Below are 14,667 nucleotides of genomic sequence, written 5' to 3' on the forward strand. Positions count from 1 at the left end.
GGCTCCCGGAGCACCCCTTCTGATCCGGGTAGTCCCCGTTCCTCACGTCACGTAAAGGGTTCGTCCTCAGCCCCGGTTTCCGGCCCCACCTCCTGCACGAGGTCTCCACCCGGGTGGCCGCGATGGGTGGACCGCGATGGGTGGACCGTGCAGCATCGAGGGAATGCGACGGGGTACGAGCGACGCCAACCCGCGATGAGTGAGCCATGCGCCCACCCGGACCCACCGGAGCAGGCCGCTGCGCGCTACGCGGCGCTCGCCGGCCGCTACGACCAGGCGTGGGCGGACAGTCCGGTCGAGGAACTGGTCACGGCGATCGTGGCAGCAGGCCGCCTGGGTGGCGCAGATCGGATCGCCGATGTCGGCTGCGGTACCGGGCTGTACGCCCGCCGGCTCGCCGTGCGGCTACGCCCGCGGGCGGCGGTGCTCTGCGTGGACCCGTCCCCGGCGATGCTCGCCGAGTTACCGGCCGATCCCGCCCTGCGGGCGGTGTGCGCGTCGGCCGAGCAGCTCGCCGGCGTCGACCCGGCCCCGCCCGGGGCGCGACTGCCACCCGGATCCCTCGACGCCATCCTGATCAAAGAGGCGATCCATCACGTCCCAGCATCCCAGCGCGCCGCGGTGCTGGCTGGGCTTGCCGCACTGCTCGCCCCTGGCGGACGACTGCTCGTGGTGATGCTGCCGACCCGGATCGACTATCCGCTGTTCCCTGCCGCACTCGACCGCTTCGCCGCGCGGCAACCCGATCCCGAAACGGTTGTCGACGACCTGCGCGCCGCCGGCCTGGCCACCCGTCGCTGGCAGCAGGAGTTCCCCCGCCAGATCGCCGTCGACCGCTATCTGAGCATGGTCCGCGGCCGGTACATGTCCGTGCTGGCCACCTTCACCGATGCTGAACTCGACGCCGGCGTCGTCGCGATAGCCGCGGCGCACCCCGGCCCGTGGCTGCGGTTCTCCGACCGCTTCGAGTTCGTCCTGGGTACCCGTACCCCTACGCCTGCACGCCCTGCTTCCACTGGCTGACGACCCTCGGCGTCTGATGGAAGTCCGCCCCGTCGAGCCCCGGGCGCGGCCGCTCCCACCGCGAGGCCATCCGCTTCTTCGACGGCCTCGAGCTGGTGGACCCGGGCGTCGTCGTCGCGCACCGCTGGCGACCCGACGCCGCCGTGACCACGGAGCTCACCGATGGCCAGGTCAGCATGTACGGCGCGCTCGGCCGGAAACCCTGAACGGTCGCGACGCGGAGTGCGTCTCGCCGTCGGGAACCTGTAGCCGGCGCAGAGTTCGGGAGGGTGGGCGTACCGCATGCTGCGGCCGGTGTCGTCAACCCCAACCAGCTGGACCTAATCGCTGCGGCACACTTTCGTCACCTTCGCGTTGGATGCCGGCATGTCCCTGCACGAGGTCCAGGACGTCGGCGGCCACGCCCGCCCAGCCCTACCACCGCGCCCGCGACGACCTCGACCGCCACCCCGCCTACGCTCTCGCCGGCCACCTCGCCGCCTGACCCGCTGGCAGCGGATCCTGAGGCCCACCCGGCAGCATCTGACCGGCGAGGTGACACGCACCCTCGTGGGGAACGAGGAACAGCGTCGGACCCATATTCGCACCGCCGCAGCTGCCGCCCGCGACCGTCGTCTCTGACCTACCGGAAGCGGGAAGACCCGACCGCGCAGGGCGACCCCACCCCCGACCCGCCGGTGCCTGCCCACCCGCCGCCGGACGCTACGCGGCCCCGCTCAGCCCCCCGCCGGGACCACTGCTGCCTGCGCCGCGGCGACCTCGCGGGCGATCGCCTCCCCGACTCCTCGCAACCAGCGGGCGGCCTGCTCGGCGTCCGGGCGAGTCAGCGTGAACAGACGCACCAGCGGCCGGCTCGCGCCGGCGTGCCGGCCGGCGTGCAGCGCCTCGAACACCCCGCCGGCGACGGAGTCCCGCCACGCCGCCGACCGCACATCCCCTCCCGCCCGCAGTCCCGCCGTCTCACCGGCACGCTCGGTGGCCTCTGCCCATGCCACCGTCTGCGGGCTGACCGCCTCGCCGGCGGCCGCCACCCGCAGCGGCTCCGCCCACGGGCCGAGCAGGTCCGGATCCACCGGCCCCATCAGCCGATATGCCTCGCCGAACACCGCCCGGTGCAGACCCAGATGCGGCTCCTCATGGTCGACGCCGCCCAGCTGCCGATGGCAGGCGGTGGTGTGGCCGTACCAGGCGACGACGCCGGCGTCCGGGAACACCACCGACTCGCCGATTTCCACGAACCGGGTCACCAGCGCACTGACCCCCTCCCCAGCGGCGCCCCCCGCGTTCGACGTCCCGAGCCCCAGGCCCAACCGCAGCGCCTGGTGCGCGCGGAGCCAATCCTGGCCCACGAACGGCCCACCGATCCGGGTCCCCAGGCGCACCCCCACCGTCGGCCGGCTCACCCGGTGAAACCCCACCTGCGGCGACCAGCACCACGGATCACGCTGATACGACACCGGAAACTGCGGATCCTCACCCCGGGACCCGGCAAAACCGAGACACACATGGTCATCAGACATGCACCCAGTGTCGCCTCACCCGAGCCTGGGCGGACCGAAACGCCGCACCGCCAGCCAACATGGCCGCCACACTCACCAAGGTCACCTCCGTGGCGTTGTTTTCGTGCTGCTCACTACCGGCAGGCCACCCAGCGGTACAACCGCGCCCACAACAACCTCACCGGCCACCTCGCCGCCTGAGTCGCCACGGTCACGCCACCGTGGCGACGTCCGGGGGACGGGCAGTGGTCAGGGCGGCGGCCAGCGGCGCCTTCTCGCTCACCCAGCGGCTGTCCCCGGCGAGGATCCGGGTGCGGAGCTGGTCCAGAACGGCCGGCGGCGGTGCGGGGTGCGCCGCGCGCCAGGCCCGGTGAAAGCGCCGCGCCAGCGCGGGTAGCTCGCCGGCGGGGATGGCCTGGCGGGTCTGCCAGCTGGCCAGGGGCAGGAACCAGGTCGCGAACAGGTCCCGGTCCGGGACGTCCAGCTGGCTGTCGAGGTGCTCGTAGGGGATACGGGCGTGCAGAGTGTAGAGCAGGCGGGTGCCCTCATGGGCACGCAACGGCCAGCCGTAGGCCGCGATGTTCGCGGCGGCGTTGGTGGTGGTGACCATCACGACGTGTGCGGCGCCCCGGGTGCGGCCGGCGGCCAGGGCCGTGACGTGCAGTCCCGCGCGGGGATCCAGCACGAGGCCGGGTAGGCCGATCGGGCCGAGGTCGAGGCCGCGGTCGCGGCTGCGTGAGAGCAGGAGCGTGGCCGGGACGTGGCCGGCGATGCCGCGCAGGTGCGCGGCGAGGCGGCCGTGGACGTCGCCTGCGGCCAGCAGGCGCGCCGCCGACGGGCGCTGGGTGATCAGGTGGCGGTCGTGGGCGGGGCGGGTGCGCGGGTGGCCGCAGGCGCGGCAGGGCCGGTCGAGGGTGCCGACCAGGTGGCCGCAGCGGGCGCAGGTCCGCACCGTGACGTCCCGGATCTGCAGGGTTCCGGCCGACAGCGCGGTATCGATTTAGTACATCAGATATTCGTGCATCTTGTCGACGACCGAATGGTTCGACTGAAGATTCAGCTGAAATGGCGAGTCAACCCACCAGGTAAGCGTCGTCTTAAGTATCCACGTTTCTACCTCGATGGTCTTTTTTGCTATCGCATCAAACGCACCGTCGAAAATACTCTCGGCCGCATCTTTCGCTTCCTTGTGGATGCAGCCGACGACGAATCCACCACCGCAGGTCAGCGGAATTGAAGGCATGATCAGTAGCCTGGTAGAAGGATGAATCCAGCAGTGCCTGGAACCGTCTCCCCGGTGCCTCCCCAGGAGCCGTTCGGAGGCGCAACAAGCCGCCAGTCCCCGTCGATCCAGTGCACCTCGCCTGATGCCGCCGCGTACTCTTGGCTGCCACCGTCGCCAACATTACTCGCCAGCCATCGCACCTGGGCCACCTCGGGGGAATAGGAAACAAGCTGAAATCCAGCGACGTGCCCCACGGCGGTAGGTACCAGCTGTCCCGGGGGAGGAAGGTCGGGGCGGCCGTAGCGACGCGCGTTCTTCATCATCTGCGTCTTCCAGGTGCCGATTACCTGGTTATTGATCGTTGGCTCCCACATCGGCTCGCCGAGATCCCAGTTGGTCCTGGCCACGATATTCATCGTGGCCATCACTGCGCCCTGCGGGGAATGCGCGAACCCGGTCGCCAATGTCCCCCGCTCGGTAAGGTGGAACGGGCCCGCCGACGCCGAGCGCGGCACCCGCTGCCCGCCGGGGATCTCGTAGAACGAGTAGTCGTCGACCCACGACGCCGGCGGTGAGCTGCCCGATCCTGCCCGGCTCGACGTGGCCGGCGCGGGCGCGGCTTGGCTGCCGCTCGTGCTTCCGCTGCGCCCGAGCAGGACTCCGACCGCCACCAGCAGCACCGCCACCAGCAGGCCGCCCATCACCAACCCGGCTCGGCGGCTCATGCGAACTGCGTCACGATCGACGACGCCAGGATCACCGGCGACACTCCGGCCAGCGCCCACGGCACCCCGGCCGCGCCGTCCGCGCTCAGTGAATGCCGGTTACGCTGGCCGGCCGCCATCATCGCCCCGCAGACGATCAGCCCGCCGACCCCGGCGGCCATCCCGCCGTACCGCAACCAGCCCAGGAACAACTTCACCTTCTCCTGCACCTTCTCGGGGGGATCTCCTCCTGGCTCCGGCACGGTCACCGCCACGATCAGCCGCCAACTCGCCTGGAACACCAGTCCGCTGAACGTATTCATCCCCGTCTCCTGTTCTGGCGCCCGTCCAGCGCCCGGTCCAGGGCCGCCAGCGCGTCCGTGACCTTCCGCGGCACCGCGGCGACCTCCAGTGGATCATCGACATATCGCCAGGCCGGCACATACGGCACGCGCACCACCGCGTCCACGTAGTCGGCCAACAGCCGTATCCGGCCGCGGACCGCGCGTGGTACCGGCCACGGCCCGTCGGCTACCACCACCAGCGCGGCGACCGCGACCCCCGCCTCGACCGCGCCGCCCACCCGGTCCACCGCGGCGCGCAGCCCCGCCGCCGTCCCCCGGGCCACCAGCACCAGTGGCACCGCCCCCCAGCGCGCCCGGTAACCGGCCCAGTCCCGGGTCACCGCCAGATCCATCACCGGCCGTGGCGAGAGCAGACCCACCAGCGTCGACACCCCCACCCCACCCGCGGCCCCCGCCGCCGCCACCAGATCCCCCCTGACCCGCGCCACCACCCCACCCGTGGCCGGCACGAACGGCACACCCCCACCCGCAGGCGACACCAGCACATAGTCACTGTCAGCGACCTGATGCGACCAGGAGTCAGCAGTTCTGTCACTGTGGGGAGCCATCACCACGATCTCGCTCCCGTCTCCGTCGCCCGTAGAGATGATCCGTGCACGCATCGCCTGCACTTGCATACGCTTGACCACACAGCGTCTACACGTCAACCCATTTAGACGAATTTGTGGATGTGGCGTGCTGGTGACGCGCGATGCGCTGTGGCCCCGCACGCCGGCCGTCCCGAGGCGCGGAACCCGCGGACCAGGACCCAGCTCGCCGGCGTCCACCGCGGGGGCCGGACCAGCCCTCGGAGGTTTCCACGCCCGAGGGCGACCGTGCAGTCCACGAACCCGGCGCTATCCCGTCGGATGTCCCGCACCCCAGGCGGCGTGTTCCCGGCGGAGACCCGGCACCGGTCAGCTGCTGGTCGTGGTGCTGGCGGTCCGGGCACACAACCCGGCGTCAACCTGGCGGGAACCCGGCAACACCGCCGGCCGCTGGCTGCCACCATCAGGTCCGGGCAGCGTTATCCCGCCCGTATGAGCTCGCCCTCAGGAGAGCGCCGCATGAGCGACCTTGACCCCGCACGCCTCGGCCGTCTGCTGGCCCGCGCCTACCGGCCGGGGATCGCTTTGCCCACCGACCTGCTCGACCAGCCCGAGCTGCTGGACCTGCTCGCCCCGGGGCGCCCCCACGGGGACGGGGAGCATCCGGTGTACCGGGCGCAGCGGGCACATCGGCTCCTCGTGTCCGCTGTCGCCTCGCTGCGTTCCCCGCACTGCGACGTGCTGCGGGCGCTGCTCGACCTCGAGGCGCCACCCGCCGGCCGCCGGATCACGCTGAACCTCACCGAACGCCGAGAACGCGCCGGAACCTACTTCAACGTCGCCGGTGACACCTTCCGGCGTCACCACGAACCTCGCCACACCCAGGCCCTGGCCGCGGAGATCTACAGCCGGCTCAAAGCCGCCGCCGACACCGCGCGACCCGTGCCGCCGGCGGCGCGGGAAGGCGGAGACGAGCTGACGATCCCCACACGAGAAGGGGCACCGCGGTCCTCACCGCCCGCCGCGTCCACCTTCACACCCAGGCCGTATGCCTGACCCCGCGGCGGGGGATAACCGCTTGGACCCGCCGGTTTTCCACAGCCTGCCCTCAGATGATGGTCACCAGCCGCTTCGTGTCGGTACCGTCCACCCGCACCGGCCGCGGTCCTGGCCCTCGCGACGAGGGCCACCCGGCCCTGACACGAGGAGACCCTCATGATCGAGGTGAAGGGATGGCAGGCCGCGGCGGACCTGCGCGTCCACCAGCGGGTCGCCGCGTTGGACGCGGTGATGGACCGCCTGGTGTTCGCGGCCGCCGGCATGCTGTGCCCGCCGGCGTCGCGGGACATCGCGGTGCACAGCGCACTGGTCGACCTCGACCAGGCCATCGCCGAGCTCGAGGCCGCCGGCATCACGGTCCCCCCGGTCGCAAGCGGCCTCGCGGCGGGGCAGCAGGTGCAGACAGCCCAGCTGCGTCCGCTGCTGGACACGGCCGCGGACGCCTTGGCGCACCTGACCGGCGCGGCACCGACCGCGGCGGCGTTGGCGTGCGCGCGGGCGGCCGGATACCTGCAACTCGCCCGGGCGAGCCTCGATGGCTGAGGGCCCGCTGACCTACGGCGCGACCAGCCTGGCCACCGCCGCCATCCACCAGCGGCGCCAGCAACCCGCCGCCGGCCTCACCCCGGACATCGAGACCCTGTACACCCTCGGCGAGAGCGCTCTCGCCATCCAGGACATCGAACAGCAGGCCGGCGGCGCACCAAAGGAATACGGGGCTCTGCGGCGCACGATCTACGCAGCCCGCTACTTGTCCGACCCGGCGTACCGGCGCAAGATCTCCCGGCAGCTCAACAAGGGCGAGTCGCTGCACGCGTTGAAGCGGGATCTGCTCTACGCCCACGAGGGCACCATCCGCGCCCGCCACCTCGAAGCCCAGACCGAACAGGCGTGGTGCCTGACCCTGGTCACCAACGCCGTGGTGGCCTGGACAACCGGGTACTACGGTCTCGCGGTTGACTCGATGCGCGCGGCTGGCCGGCGCGTCGACGACGAGGTGCTCATGCACATCTCTCCCGCTCACAGCGGGAACATCAACTTCTTCGGCGCGATCGAGGTGGACATCGAGGGCGAACTGGCGCAGCTCGGGCCGACCGGTTACCGGCCACTACGCGTCCTCGACACCCTGTTCTGACCACGTCAGGCCGCGACCGCGACAGCCGGCCGAGCCCAACATCCCGACAGGCCCGTCGATCCCGACGTAGGTGTCCCAGTCCATGGGCCTACTCGGCGCGTTGCGCGGCACGCAGGACGGTCAGGTAGCGGCGTGGTGCTCGGTCGCCCATCCGGGTGCGGATGCGTTCGGCGATGGCGTCGAGCAGGGTCTCGCGGACGTCGTGGTCGAGCTTTCGATAGATCGAGTGCGTGCGGAGAAGGTCGGCGAAGCCGGCCCCGTCGAACCACTGGACGGTCGGGTACCAGCGTACGGTCGTCGGGCCGAACATCGCGCCGGGATCGTGGGCCAGTCCCCAGCCCTCGGTGGTGCGCACGTCGTCTTCCAGCGGCGGATGCCCCCAATCGGGGTTCCCGGGGGACAGCCGTTCGTGCAGGTCGGCGGTCTCGGCGTACACCTCCGGCTCCCCCAGGCGACGGACGACGATGTGGCCGAGCAGCGCCATCCACCCTCCGGGCCGGAGCACCTCGTGCGCGCGCCGCCAGCCGATCGACGGGTCGACCCAGTGCCACGACGACGCGGCTACCAGGACATCGAAACGCCGACCGCGGTCCTCCCAGTCCTCGAACCTCGACGTCTCGACCTCGACCGTACGGACGGCGGTGAGTCGCCGGCGGGCGAGTGTGGCCATCTCCGCGCCGGGTTCGACGGCGGTCACCGGGCAGCCCAGCGCGGCCAGGCCGCGTGTTGGGCAGGCTGCCAGCGCGGCACGACAGCCGCCTTGCGATCATGGCCACATGCCGACTGGGGTGATCCTCATCAACTGCCTTCCCGGGTCCGGCAAGAGCACGCTTGCCGCAGCCTTGGCGGCCGAGCTGCGGAATCGTCGGCGATGCGGTGCCCGCGGCCAGGCTCGGAGCGATCGCGATGGACGTGCTGTGGTCCGTCGCCGCGGCCATGGACGGTCACGCGCTGCTGGATTCCTGGTGGTTCCGCCCCCGAGATCTGGAGTTCGCGGTCGAAGGGTTGGCCCGCTGCGGACACCCTCCGGTAACTGAGGTCTGGTGCGACGTCCCGCCCGCGGTGGCTCGGCAGCGCTACAAAGCACGACGCCGACATGCCGTCTACGAGGACGCTCGTCACCTGAGCCGCTCATGGGCTGTCTGGGCCGCCGATCCGCAGCCGCTGGGAATCGGCCCAGTGATCCGCGTGGACACCACGTCGCGGGTAGACGTTGAGCAGCTCGCCGCAGCCGTGACGAAGCAGCCCGGTCCGTCGGCGTAGCCCCGTCGACATAGCCGATCTTCCTGACCGGTGGCAACAGGTGACGGGCGCCCGCGAGGACCTCGAACCCCGATCCGGGACGTCACGGGAAGCGGTCCGCGCGACCTCGTCGATCCATGAGCTGCTGGCGGATCTGGCGCTCGAGGGCACCGCGGGCACCGTCGTCGATCTCGGCGCGGGGAAAGGCCCCACCCTCGCCGAGATCGCACGCCGAAGCCCCGACAGTGCGCTGACCGCGCTGGACGTGGACGAGTCCGCGCTGGCCCAGCTGGCCCTGCGCCTTCCCGAGGCACGGATCGTCCGCCATGACCTGGCCGACCCACTGCCACTGCCCGACGCCGGCATCGACGTCGTGGTCTCCCACAACACCCTCGAGTGTCTGACCGAACCGGCCGCGCTGGTCGCCGACATCGCCCGGGTGCTGCGACCAGGCGGGCGGGCGGTGCTCGGCCACACCGACTTCGAGACGATCGCCGTGACGGTCGACGACCGTGACCTCGCCCGCCGCGTCCTGCTCACCTACGCGGAACTACCGGTCCCCTACCAGCACATGGCAGCCGCCGACCCGCAGACCGGCCGCCGCCTGCCCGGCCTCATCCGCCGCAGCCCGCTGCACCTGGAAGCCGTACACGCTCACACCACAGTCGTCGCGACGCTCCCCGAGGCGATGGACCTGCGCCTACGGGAAGTCCACACCGCCGTGCGGCGCAGCACCGAACGCGGCCTGGGACACGTCACCACCAAGGAGACCGATGCCTGGCTGGACCAGCTGCACGCCGCGGAAACCACCGGGGACTTCCTCTTCAGCGAAACAGCCTTCGTCGTGACAGCCTCCCGACCCACCTGACCGACGAACACGCACCGTCACCGCCAGGTGGGGCCAAAACACGTTCCTTAACCCATCCGCGAAGATCCACAAGTGGGGCCAGAACTCAAGAGCTGCTCGATAACCTCGTCGCAACACTCGGCCTCCCGCCTGTTGCGATCACCGCCTGAATCCGCCATTGGGGAGATCGGCCGGATCCACGATCTGGAGGTCACCGACGCCGAGCGGCGGCTTGGCGTCCTACGCCCGCACGACCTGCGGCACACGTTCGGCTACCAACTGTTGCGGGAGTCCGGGCACAACCGCGCCGAGCTCGAGCGCCGACTCGGGCACGCCAACGACCGCTACCTGCGGCTCTACACCAACCCGCCCAACGACGTCGCCGCCAGCTGGGTCGAGAACCTGTAACCACCGCCAGCCATATCCGCCCGATTCTCGGCGGATACTCCGGCGACCCCCACCCGACGCGACGCCTGCATCGCCGCTGACGCCGTCATCCTGCTCGCGAACATGCTTCGCCGCCTCGACGACTGACGCCAACTAGATCATCGCTACCGCCAACGGCTGCACGGATCCTCCTCGGACCCCAGCTTCAGCCGGACCGGCGACAGCCGCAGCAGCACGAGGTCGTCGAGCGGCTCGTCCTCCCCCCTGATCGATACGCCCGAGACTGTCTCGACCAACGGAGCTACGCTGGTCACGGTGTGTCATATCAGCCGAGGGGTTCGGCCGCTCGGTCTATCTGATCGATCTGAGCAGGATCGGGACGGGGCTGGTCTGCGCGGCCGGGGAATCGGCGAAGCCCGGAAGATCGATTCCTCGTGGTGGCGTCGAGAAGACGCCCAGCAGGAAGCGGTCGGGTCGCACGACGGCGACCCGCGTCGCGCTGACCCGTGGTGGCCTGGGGGCGCTGCCTGTGCCCGGCCTCCCGCGGCCCAGGTGACCCAGGTGACCCAGGCCACTCGCGTGGCCCGCGTGATGTGGGTGGGAGTGGGTCAGTAGGCGTATCAGGGTGCCGTCCAGATCCTCGAGTGCCGGACAGGTCACCCCGGCGAGGATATGCAGATCACCTGGTGCCACGACGGCGAGTGTGGTGGCGGCGCGCCGATCCGCCCAGGCACGTGCCATGGGATCCAGTCCGGCGACGGGGTCGGCGCCCAGGCCGATCAGGGTCCACGCGTCGGTCAGGAGATCGTCGAGCCGGCGGAGGTGGCCGTCGAGGGTGCGCAGGCGTGGGTTGGGCAGCACGACGCCGGCACCGGGCAGCGGACCGGCGATCCGCCCGGGCAGGCGGGGACGCTGATGGGTGACACCGCCACGCAACGCCTGGCGTAGACCCGGGGTGCGGTCGAGGGTGAACAGGATCGTGCGGGTGAGCCGGGACAGGGTCGGGTTGGTCGTCTGCACGAGGCGGCCGATCCGCAGCGCTCCGGCGATCACCGTTTCGACGTGGCGGCGTCGTTCCCGTTCGTAGCCGTCGAGCAGGTCGTCGCCGGCGAGGCCGCGCAGGATCTCCTCGAGTCGCCAGGCCAGGGCGGCGGCGTCGCGGATGCCCGCCCCCAGGCCCTGGCCGCTGAAAGGGGGCATGCTGTGGGCCGCGTCGCCGGCGAGCAGCACGTGTCCCTGGCGCCAGCGATCGGCGGTGCGGGCCTGGAAGGTGAACACGGCCGTGCGGGTGATCTGGACCTGGTCCGGGTCGACCCAGGGACGCAGCAGGGCGCGCACGCTGGCGGGTGTCGTCATCTGCTGCGGATCCTCGTCGGGCAGCAGCATCCACTCCCACCGGTGCCCTCCGGGTGTGGGTATGGTGACCGACGGGCGCTGCGGATCGCAGCTGAACGCGAAATAGGGCAGGTGCGCCAGCGGCGCCGGGGTGGCGACGTCGACGACGAGCCAGCGTTGCGCGAAGGTCGTTCCCCCGTAGCCGATGCCGAGCATGCGTCGCACGGGGCTGGAGGCACCGTCGCAGCCGACGACCCAGCGGGCGCGTAGCCGGGCACCGTCGTCGAGTTCGACGGTCACGGCATCCTCGTGGTGGGCCGGGTTGTCCCGGCCGGCCGCGGGGGGCTGGTGCAGGGCGGTGACGGCGCGGCCACGATGGACCTGGACCGTCGGCAGGGTGGCGATGCCCGCGCGCAGATCCCGTTCGAAGGTGGGCTGGTGGAAGAAGGCGGCGACGGGCATGCCCAGGTCGCTCTCGCCAAGACCCAGCTCGAGCAGGACCCGCCGGCCCGGACCGAGGATCATCTGACGCCCACCGGCGTGGACGTGGTCGAGCAGGCCGGCCAGCCCCGGCAGCCGCACGAGCAGGCGAAGGATCTCCTCGTCGACGCCCACCGCACGCGGCAGCGGCGTGGGCTCGTGGCGCGGTTCGACGACGGCCACCGACAGTCCGCGTCCGCCGAGCAGTGCTGCCAGTACCGCGCCGACGGGCCCGTAGCCCGCGATCAGCACGTCGACCTCCGGATCGCCGGACGCTCCGGCCACCCGCGGTGGTGGCAGCGAGGGTGCGGACCGCACGGGCATCAGCACCTGGACGTCATCGTCCACAGGTTCGTTTCCCTTCCGATTACCGTTCTACGAGCCGACCCGTGACGGAACGTAGAAAATCTCGGTGCGTTATGCAACGCTCGGCTGCGCTGCGTGGCGGATTTCCCTCGGTGAACCGGGAGCGCTCGCTGTCGCCGCCCACCGCCGGCTCGCCGATGAGCGGGGCCTGACGTGGCGCGCGGGATCCACCATTGGGTACCCGCGCCGACCGGCGCAGACGCGGCGTCGGGCGAGCGCTGATGGCCGCGGCGCAACAGCACCCAGGACACCGCGGGCGGGACGTTCTGCGATCGAGCTTCCCACGGCCGGTCTCCTGCCCGTGTTCCCTGCGTCTGGCGAGACCGCGGCGCCGCACCGTTCCCGCGAGCCAGCCGCGGCGCCCGTGGCATCGGCTCGCACATGAGAACACGGGAAGCTCTCGGCACCGTCGCCAGACGGGCCCGTCGGGTCGTTCAGGCCCGGCGGTCGTGGAAGGTGCGGCGCAGGTCACCGATCCAGGCGTCGGGGTTCTCCCAGGGGATGAAGTGGCCGCCGTGGTCATGGGCGTTGACGTTGACATGGTTGAACCAGGCGGCCTGCGGGCCGCTGGTGAACGCCCGGATCCGCTCGTGGGCGGTGTGGATGCCGGGCGGGTTCTCGTAGGTGACGAAGGTGAGGCCGACCGGGGCTTCCACGGCCGGGGTGCGCTCGTGTGACGGGGTCCAGGGATAACGGTTGGCGTTGGCGTAGTAGCGCATCGAGGTGGCGATGGCGTTGTTCACCCAGTAGATCGTGGCGTGGGTGAGCAGGTCGTCCCGGGTGAACACGGACTCGAGGTCGCCGCCGTTGTCGCTCCAGGCGTTCCAGCGTTCCAGCAGCCAGGCGAGCAGCCCGGCGGGTGAGTCGGCCAGGCCGTGGGCCAGGGTGGCGCCGTCGAGGGAGTGCACGGCCAGATGCGACGCCCAGCGGCGGTCCTGTTCGAGAACGCGGGCGCGCACCTCGGCGGGCTGGTCGTCGGACAGGGGCCGGTTGCGGGCGAAGTCCCAGGCGCGGGGGCCGGTGAAGAAATCCAGTGGCAGCCCGGAGCCGATGTGGATGCCGTACAGCGAGCCTGCGTACTTGTGGCCGAGCTGGCTGGTGACGAGCGCGCCGATGTCGCAGCCGCCGGCGGCGTACTTCTCGTATCCCAGGGTGTCGGTCATCAGGGTGTGCCAGAGGTCGGCGACCTTCCAGAAGTTGATGTCGGGAAAGCCGGTGAGCGGGCCGGGGAACCCGAAACCGGGCAGGGACGCCACGATCACGTCGAACGCGTCGGCGGGGTCGCCGCCGAACGCGCCCGGGTCGGCGAGCGGGTCGATCACCTTCGACCAGTGCCAGAACGTCCACGGCCAGCCGTGGGTGAGGATCAGCGGAATCGGCCGGGGACCCCGGCCGGGTTTGTGTAGGAAGTGCACCGGAACACCGGCGACGTGCACCTGGTAGTGCTCGTAGGCGTTGAGGGCGGCTTCGGCCCTGCGCCAGTCGTAGCCACCCTGCCAGTAGGCGACCAGGTCGCGCAGACAGCTCGCCGGGACGCCGTAGGACCAGTCCTCGTTCCCCTCGTCCACCGGCGCACGCGTCAGCGCGAGGCGGGCCCGCAGGTCCTTGAGGACGTCGTCGGACACGTGGATCGGGGTGGGTTCCAGGGGAAAGGCACGCGGGGTGGTGGTCATGGCGTCATTCTTGACCCCCGAGGTGACGAGGTCACCGCCCCCGGCGGTCGGCACCGGGAGCCGACGACGAGCGCCCGCGCGCCGACCGCGCGGCGATGGTGCGGGGGCTGCTGTATCCCGCACCATCGCCGCCGAGGTCACTTGCCGATGTTGCGGCTCCACAGTTCTCGGTATCGCACGGCGGACTTGGGGTTGAGGAAGACGCAGGTCGAGGTCGGGGCGGCGTTCAGGTTCGAGCCGACGTTACCCGGAGAGCAGACGTTGAAGTACATCTCGTCGAGGAACGTCCCCCCGCCGGCCCTGGCGCGGAACCAGTCGTACATCCAGCTGATGAAATCGGGGTTGTCTCCTCCGCCGTTCGCGCCGGCGCCCGAGGCGACTCCCCATTCACCGACTCCGAACTGCTTGCCATGGCTGCGGGCGAAGTTGTAGAGCCAGGTGATACCGCCCTGGGCGTTCGCCTGCGAGGTGAAATCGGCGTAGGTGCGCGAGGCGGGGTAGTTGTCGTAGTTGTCGAGACCGACAACGTCGACCCATGCGTCGCCGGGGTAGATGTCCAGCGGGTTGTGGCTCGGTGGGTTCTGGGAGTAGTGGGCGTTGATGGTCCAGGAGATGGACGGGTCCGGGGTCGTCGTCGATCTGATCGCGGTGACGATGTGGCGCCAGCAGTTGATGTAGGCCGTGGCGTCGGTCGCGGACCACTCGTACCAGTTGCCGTTGGCCTCCCAGGCGAGGCGGATGATGGAGTTCTGCCGCCCGGTGGTGTTGAGGGTGTTGCCGAAGGTGCGCCAGTAGGAGTC

General features: G+C 70.9%; 17 protein-coding genes and 1 pseudogene. 8 read left to right on the top strand and 10 right to left on the bottom strand.

The window, feature by feature from the left end; all coding sequences use genetic code 11:
• Positions 1-195: 195 nt before the first annotated feature.
• A complete protein-coding gene (locus MXD61_RS08870; RefSeq protein WP_248812357.1) occupies positions 196-1,023 on the top strand; it encodes a class I SAM-dependent methyltransferase in 828 nt (275 codons plus the stop codon).
• 47 nt (positions 1,024-1,070) lie between these two features.
• A pseudogene (locus MXD61_RS08875) lies at positions 1,071-1,229 on the top strand (SAM-dependent methyltransferase); the annotation flags it as partial.
• Positions 1,230-1,739: 510 nt separating this feature from the next.
• Here MXD61_RS08875 and MXD61_RS08880 read toward each other — a convergent pair.
• The 6 genes from MXD61_RS08880 to MXD61_RS27960 form a co-directional block, all read right to left on the bottom strand.
• Entirely contained in the window at positions 1,740-2,426 is a 687-nt protein-coding gene (locus MXD61_RS08880; protein ID WP_248812358.1) for a hypothetical protein, read from the bottom strand.
• Between the two features lie 307 nt (positions 2,427-2,733).
• On the bottom strand, positions 2,734-3,474 hold the full coding sequence (locus tag MXD61_RS08885) for a hypothetical protein (protein WP_248812359.1): 741 nt from the start codon (positions 3,472-3,474) through the stop codon (positions 2,734-2,736).
• 48 nt (positions 3,475-3,522) lie between these two features.
• Entirely contained in the window at positions 3,523-3,765 is a 243-nt protein-coding gene (locus tag MXD61_RS08890; protein WP_248812360.1) for a hypothetical protein, read from the bottom strand.
• A gap of 2 nt (positions 3,766-3,767) precedes the next feature.
• A complete protein-coding gene (locus tag MXD61_RS08895) occupies positions 3,768-4,472 on the bottom strand; it encodes a hypothetical protein (protein WP_248812361.1) in 705 nt (234 codons plus the stop codon).
• Positions 4,469-4,774: a hypothetical protein gene (locus MXD61_RS08900; protein WP_248812362.1), complete on the bottom strand. Its 306-nt coding sequence runs from the start codon at positions 4,772-4,774 to the stop codon at positions 4,469-4,471. Before MXD61_RS08900 ends, MXD61_RS08895 begins: the two co-directional genes overlap by 4 nt.
• On the bottom strand, positions 4,771-5,301 hold the full coding sequence (locus tag MXD61_RS27960; protein ID WP_285223198.1) for a DUF6668 family protein: 531 nt from the start codon (positions 5,299-5,301) through the stop codon (positions 4,771-4,773). Before MXD61_RS27960 ends, MXD61_RS08900 begins: the two co-directional genes overlap by 4 nt.
• Before the next feature lie 561 nt (positions 5,302-5,862).
• Here MXD61_RS27960 and MXD61_RS08915 point away from each other — a divergent pair.
• The 3 genes from MXD61_RS08915 (at position 5,863) to MXD61_RS08925 (ending at position 7,537) form a co-directional block, all read left to right on the top strand.
• A complete protein-coding gene (locus MXD61_RS08915; RefSeq protein WP_248812364.1) occupies positions 5,863-6,399 on the top strand; it encodes a hypothetical protein in 537 nt (178 codons plus the stop codon).
• A 159-nt stretch (positions 6,400-6,558) separates the two neighbouring features.
• Positions 6,559-6,945 carry a hypothetical protein gene (locus MXD61_RS08920; protein WP_248812365.1) on the top strand — a complete coding sequence of 129 codons (387 nt, stop codon included), beginning with the start codon at positions 6,559-6,561 and terminating at the stop codon, positions 6,943-6,945.
• Positions 6,938-7,537, top strand: a complete 600-nt coding sequence (locus tag MXD61_RS08925) for a transposase (RefSeq protein ID WP_248812366.1) — start codon at positions 6,938-6,940, stop codon at positions 7,535-7,537. The genes MXD61_RS08920 and MXD61_RS08925 overlap by 8 nt, the downstream gene beginning before the upstream one ends.
• Positions 7,538-7,625: 88 nt before the next feature.
• Here the strand turns inward: MXD61_RS08925 and MXD61_RS08930 are convergent, their stop codons facing one another.
• The gene (locus MXD61_RS08930) at positions 7,626-8,279 is read right to left on the bottom strand and encodes a class I SAM-dependent methyltransferase (RefSeq protein WP_308222705.1); all 654 of its coding nucleotides are present in this window, start codon (positions 8,277-8,279) and stop codon (positions 7,626-7,628) included.
• A gap of 164 nt (positions 8,280-8,443) precedes the next feature.
• Between MXD61_RS08930 and MXD61_RS08935 the strand changes: the two genes are divergently transcribed.
• The 3 genes from MXD61_RS08935 to MXD61_RS08945 all read left to right on the top strand — a co-directional run bounded on the left by MXD61_RS08935 (position 8,444) and on the right by MXD61_RS08945 (position 10,034).
• Positions 8,444-8,800 carry a hypothetical protein gene (locus MXD61_RS08935; protein WP_248812368.1) on the top strand — a complete coding sequence of 119 codons (357 nt, stop codon included), beginning with the start codon at positions 8,444-8,446 and terminating at the stop codon, positions 8,798-8,800.
• 40 nt (positions 8,801-8,840) lie between these two features.
• The gene (locus MXD61_RS08940) at positions 8,841-9,647 is read left to right on the top strand and encodes a methyltransferase domain-containing protein (protein ID WP_248812369.1); all 807 of its coding nucleotides are present in this window, start codon (positions 8,841-8,843) and stop codon (positions 9,645-9,647) included.
• Positions 9,648-9,719: 72 nt separating this feature from the next.
• Positions 9,720-10,034 (top strand): tyrosine-type recombinase/integrase, encoded by a 315-nt coding sequence (locus tag MXD61_RS08945; RefSeq protein WP_248812370.1) that lies wholly within the window; start codon positions 9,720-9,722, stop codon positions 10,032-10,034.
• 330 nt (positions 10,035-10,364) lie between these two features.
• On the opposite strand, the gene MXD61_RS08950 is transcribed toward MXD61_RS08945, so the two are convergent.
• The 3 genes from MXD61_RS08950 to MXD61_RS08960 all read right to left on the bottom strand — a co-directional run.
• On the bottom strand, positions 10,365-12,176 hold the full coding sequence (locus tag MXD61_RS08950) for a bifunctional 3-(3-hydroxy-phenyl)propionate/3-hydroxycinnamic acid hydroxylase (RefSeq protein WP_248812371.1): 1,812 nt from the start codon (positions 12,174-12,176) through the stop codon (positions 10,365-10,367).
• A gap of 452 nt (positions 12,177-12,628) precedes the next feature.
• Positions 12,629-13,867, bottom strand: coding sequence for an epoxide hydrolase family protein (locus tag MXD61_RS08955; protein ID WP_248812372.1), 1,239 nt, complete (start codon positions 13,865-13,867; stop codon positions 12,629-12,631).
• A 137-nt stretch (positions 13,868-14,004) separates the two neighbouring features.
• Positions 14,005-14,667 (bottom strand): glycosyl hydrolase (locus tag MXD61_RS08960; RefSeq protein WP_285223199.1); only part of this gene is annotated, 663 nt, incomplete at its 5' end.

The organism is Frankia sp. AgPm24 (assembly GCF_023243055.1).
Taxonomy (GTDB): domain Bacteria; phylum Actinomycetota; class Actinomycetes; order Frankiales; family Frankiaceae; genus Frankia; species Frankia umida.

Coding starts and splice junctions, on each gene's coding strand:
- MXD61_RS08870 (WP_248812357.1), top strand. CDS start 196: ATGAGTGAGCCATGCGCCCACCCGGACCCACCGGAGCAGGCCGCTGCG.
- MXD61_RS08890 (WP_248812360.1), bottom strand. CDS start 3,765: ATGCCTTCAATTCCGCTGACCTGCGGTGGTGGATTCGTCGTCGGCTGC.
- MXD61_RS08895 (WP_248812361.1), bottom strand. CDS start 4,472: ATGAGCCGCCGAGCCGGGTTGGTGATGGGCGGCCTGCTGGTGGCGGTG.
- MXD61_RS08900 (WP_248812362.1), bottom strand. CDS start 4,774: ATGAATACGTTCAGCGGACTGGTGTTCCAGGCGAGTTGGCGGCTGATC.
- MXD61_RS08915 (WP_248812364.1), top strand. CDS start 5,863: ATGAGCGACCTTGACCCCGCACGCCTCGGCCGTCTGCTGGCCCGCGCC.
- MXD61_RS08920 (WP_248812365.1), top strand. CDS start 6,559: ATGATCGAGGTGAAGGGATGGCAGGCCGCGGCGGACCTGCGCGTCCAC.
- MXD61_RS08925 (WP_248812366.1), top strand. CDS start 6,938: ATGGCTGAGGGCCCGCTGACCTACGGCGCGACCAGCCTGGCCACCGCC.
- MXD61_RS08935 (WP_248812368.1), top strand. CDS start 8,444: ATGGACGTGCTGTGGTCCGTCGCCGCGGCCATGGACGGTCACGCGCTG.
- MXD61_RS08955 (WP_248812372.1), bottom strand. CDS start 13,867: ATGACCACCACCCCGCGTGCCTTTCCCCTGGAACCCACCCCGATCCAC.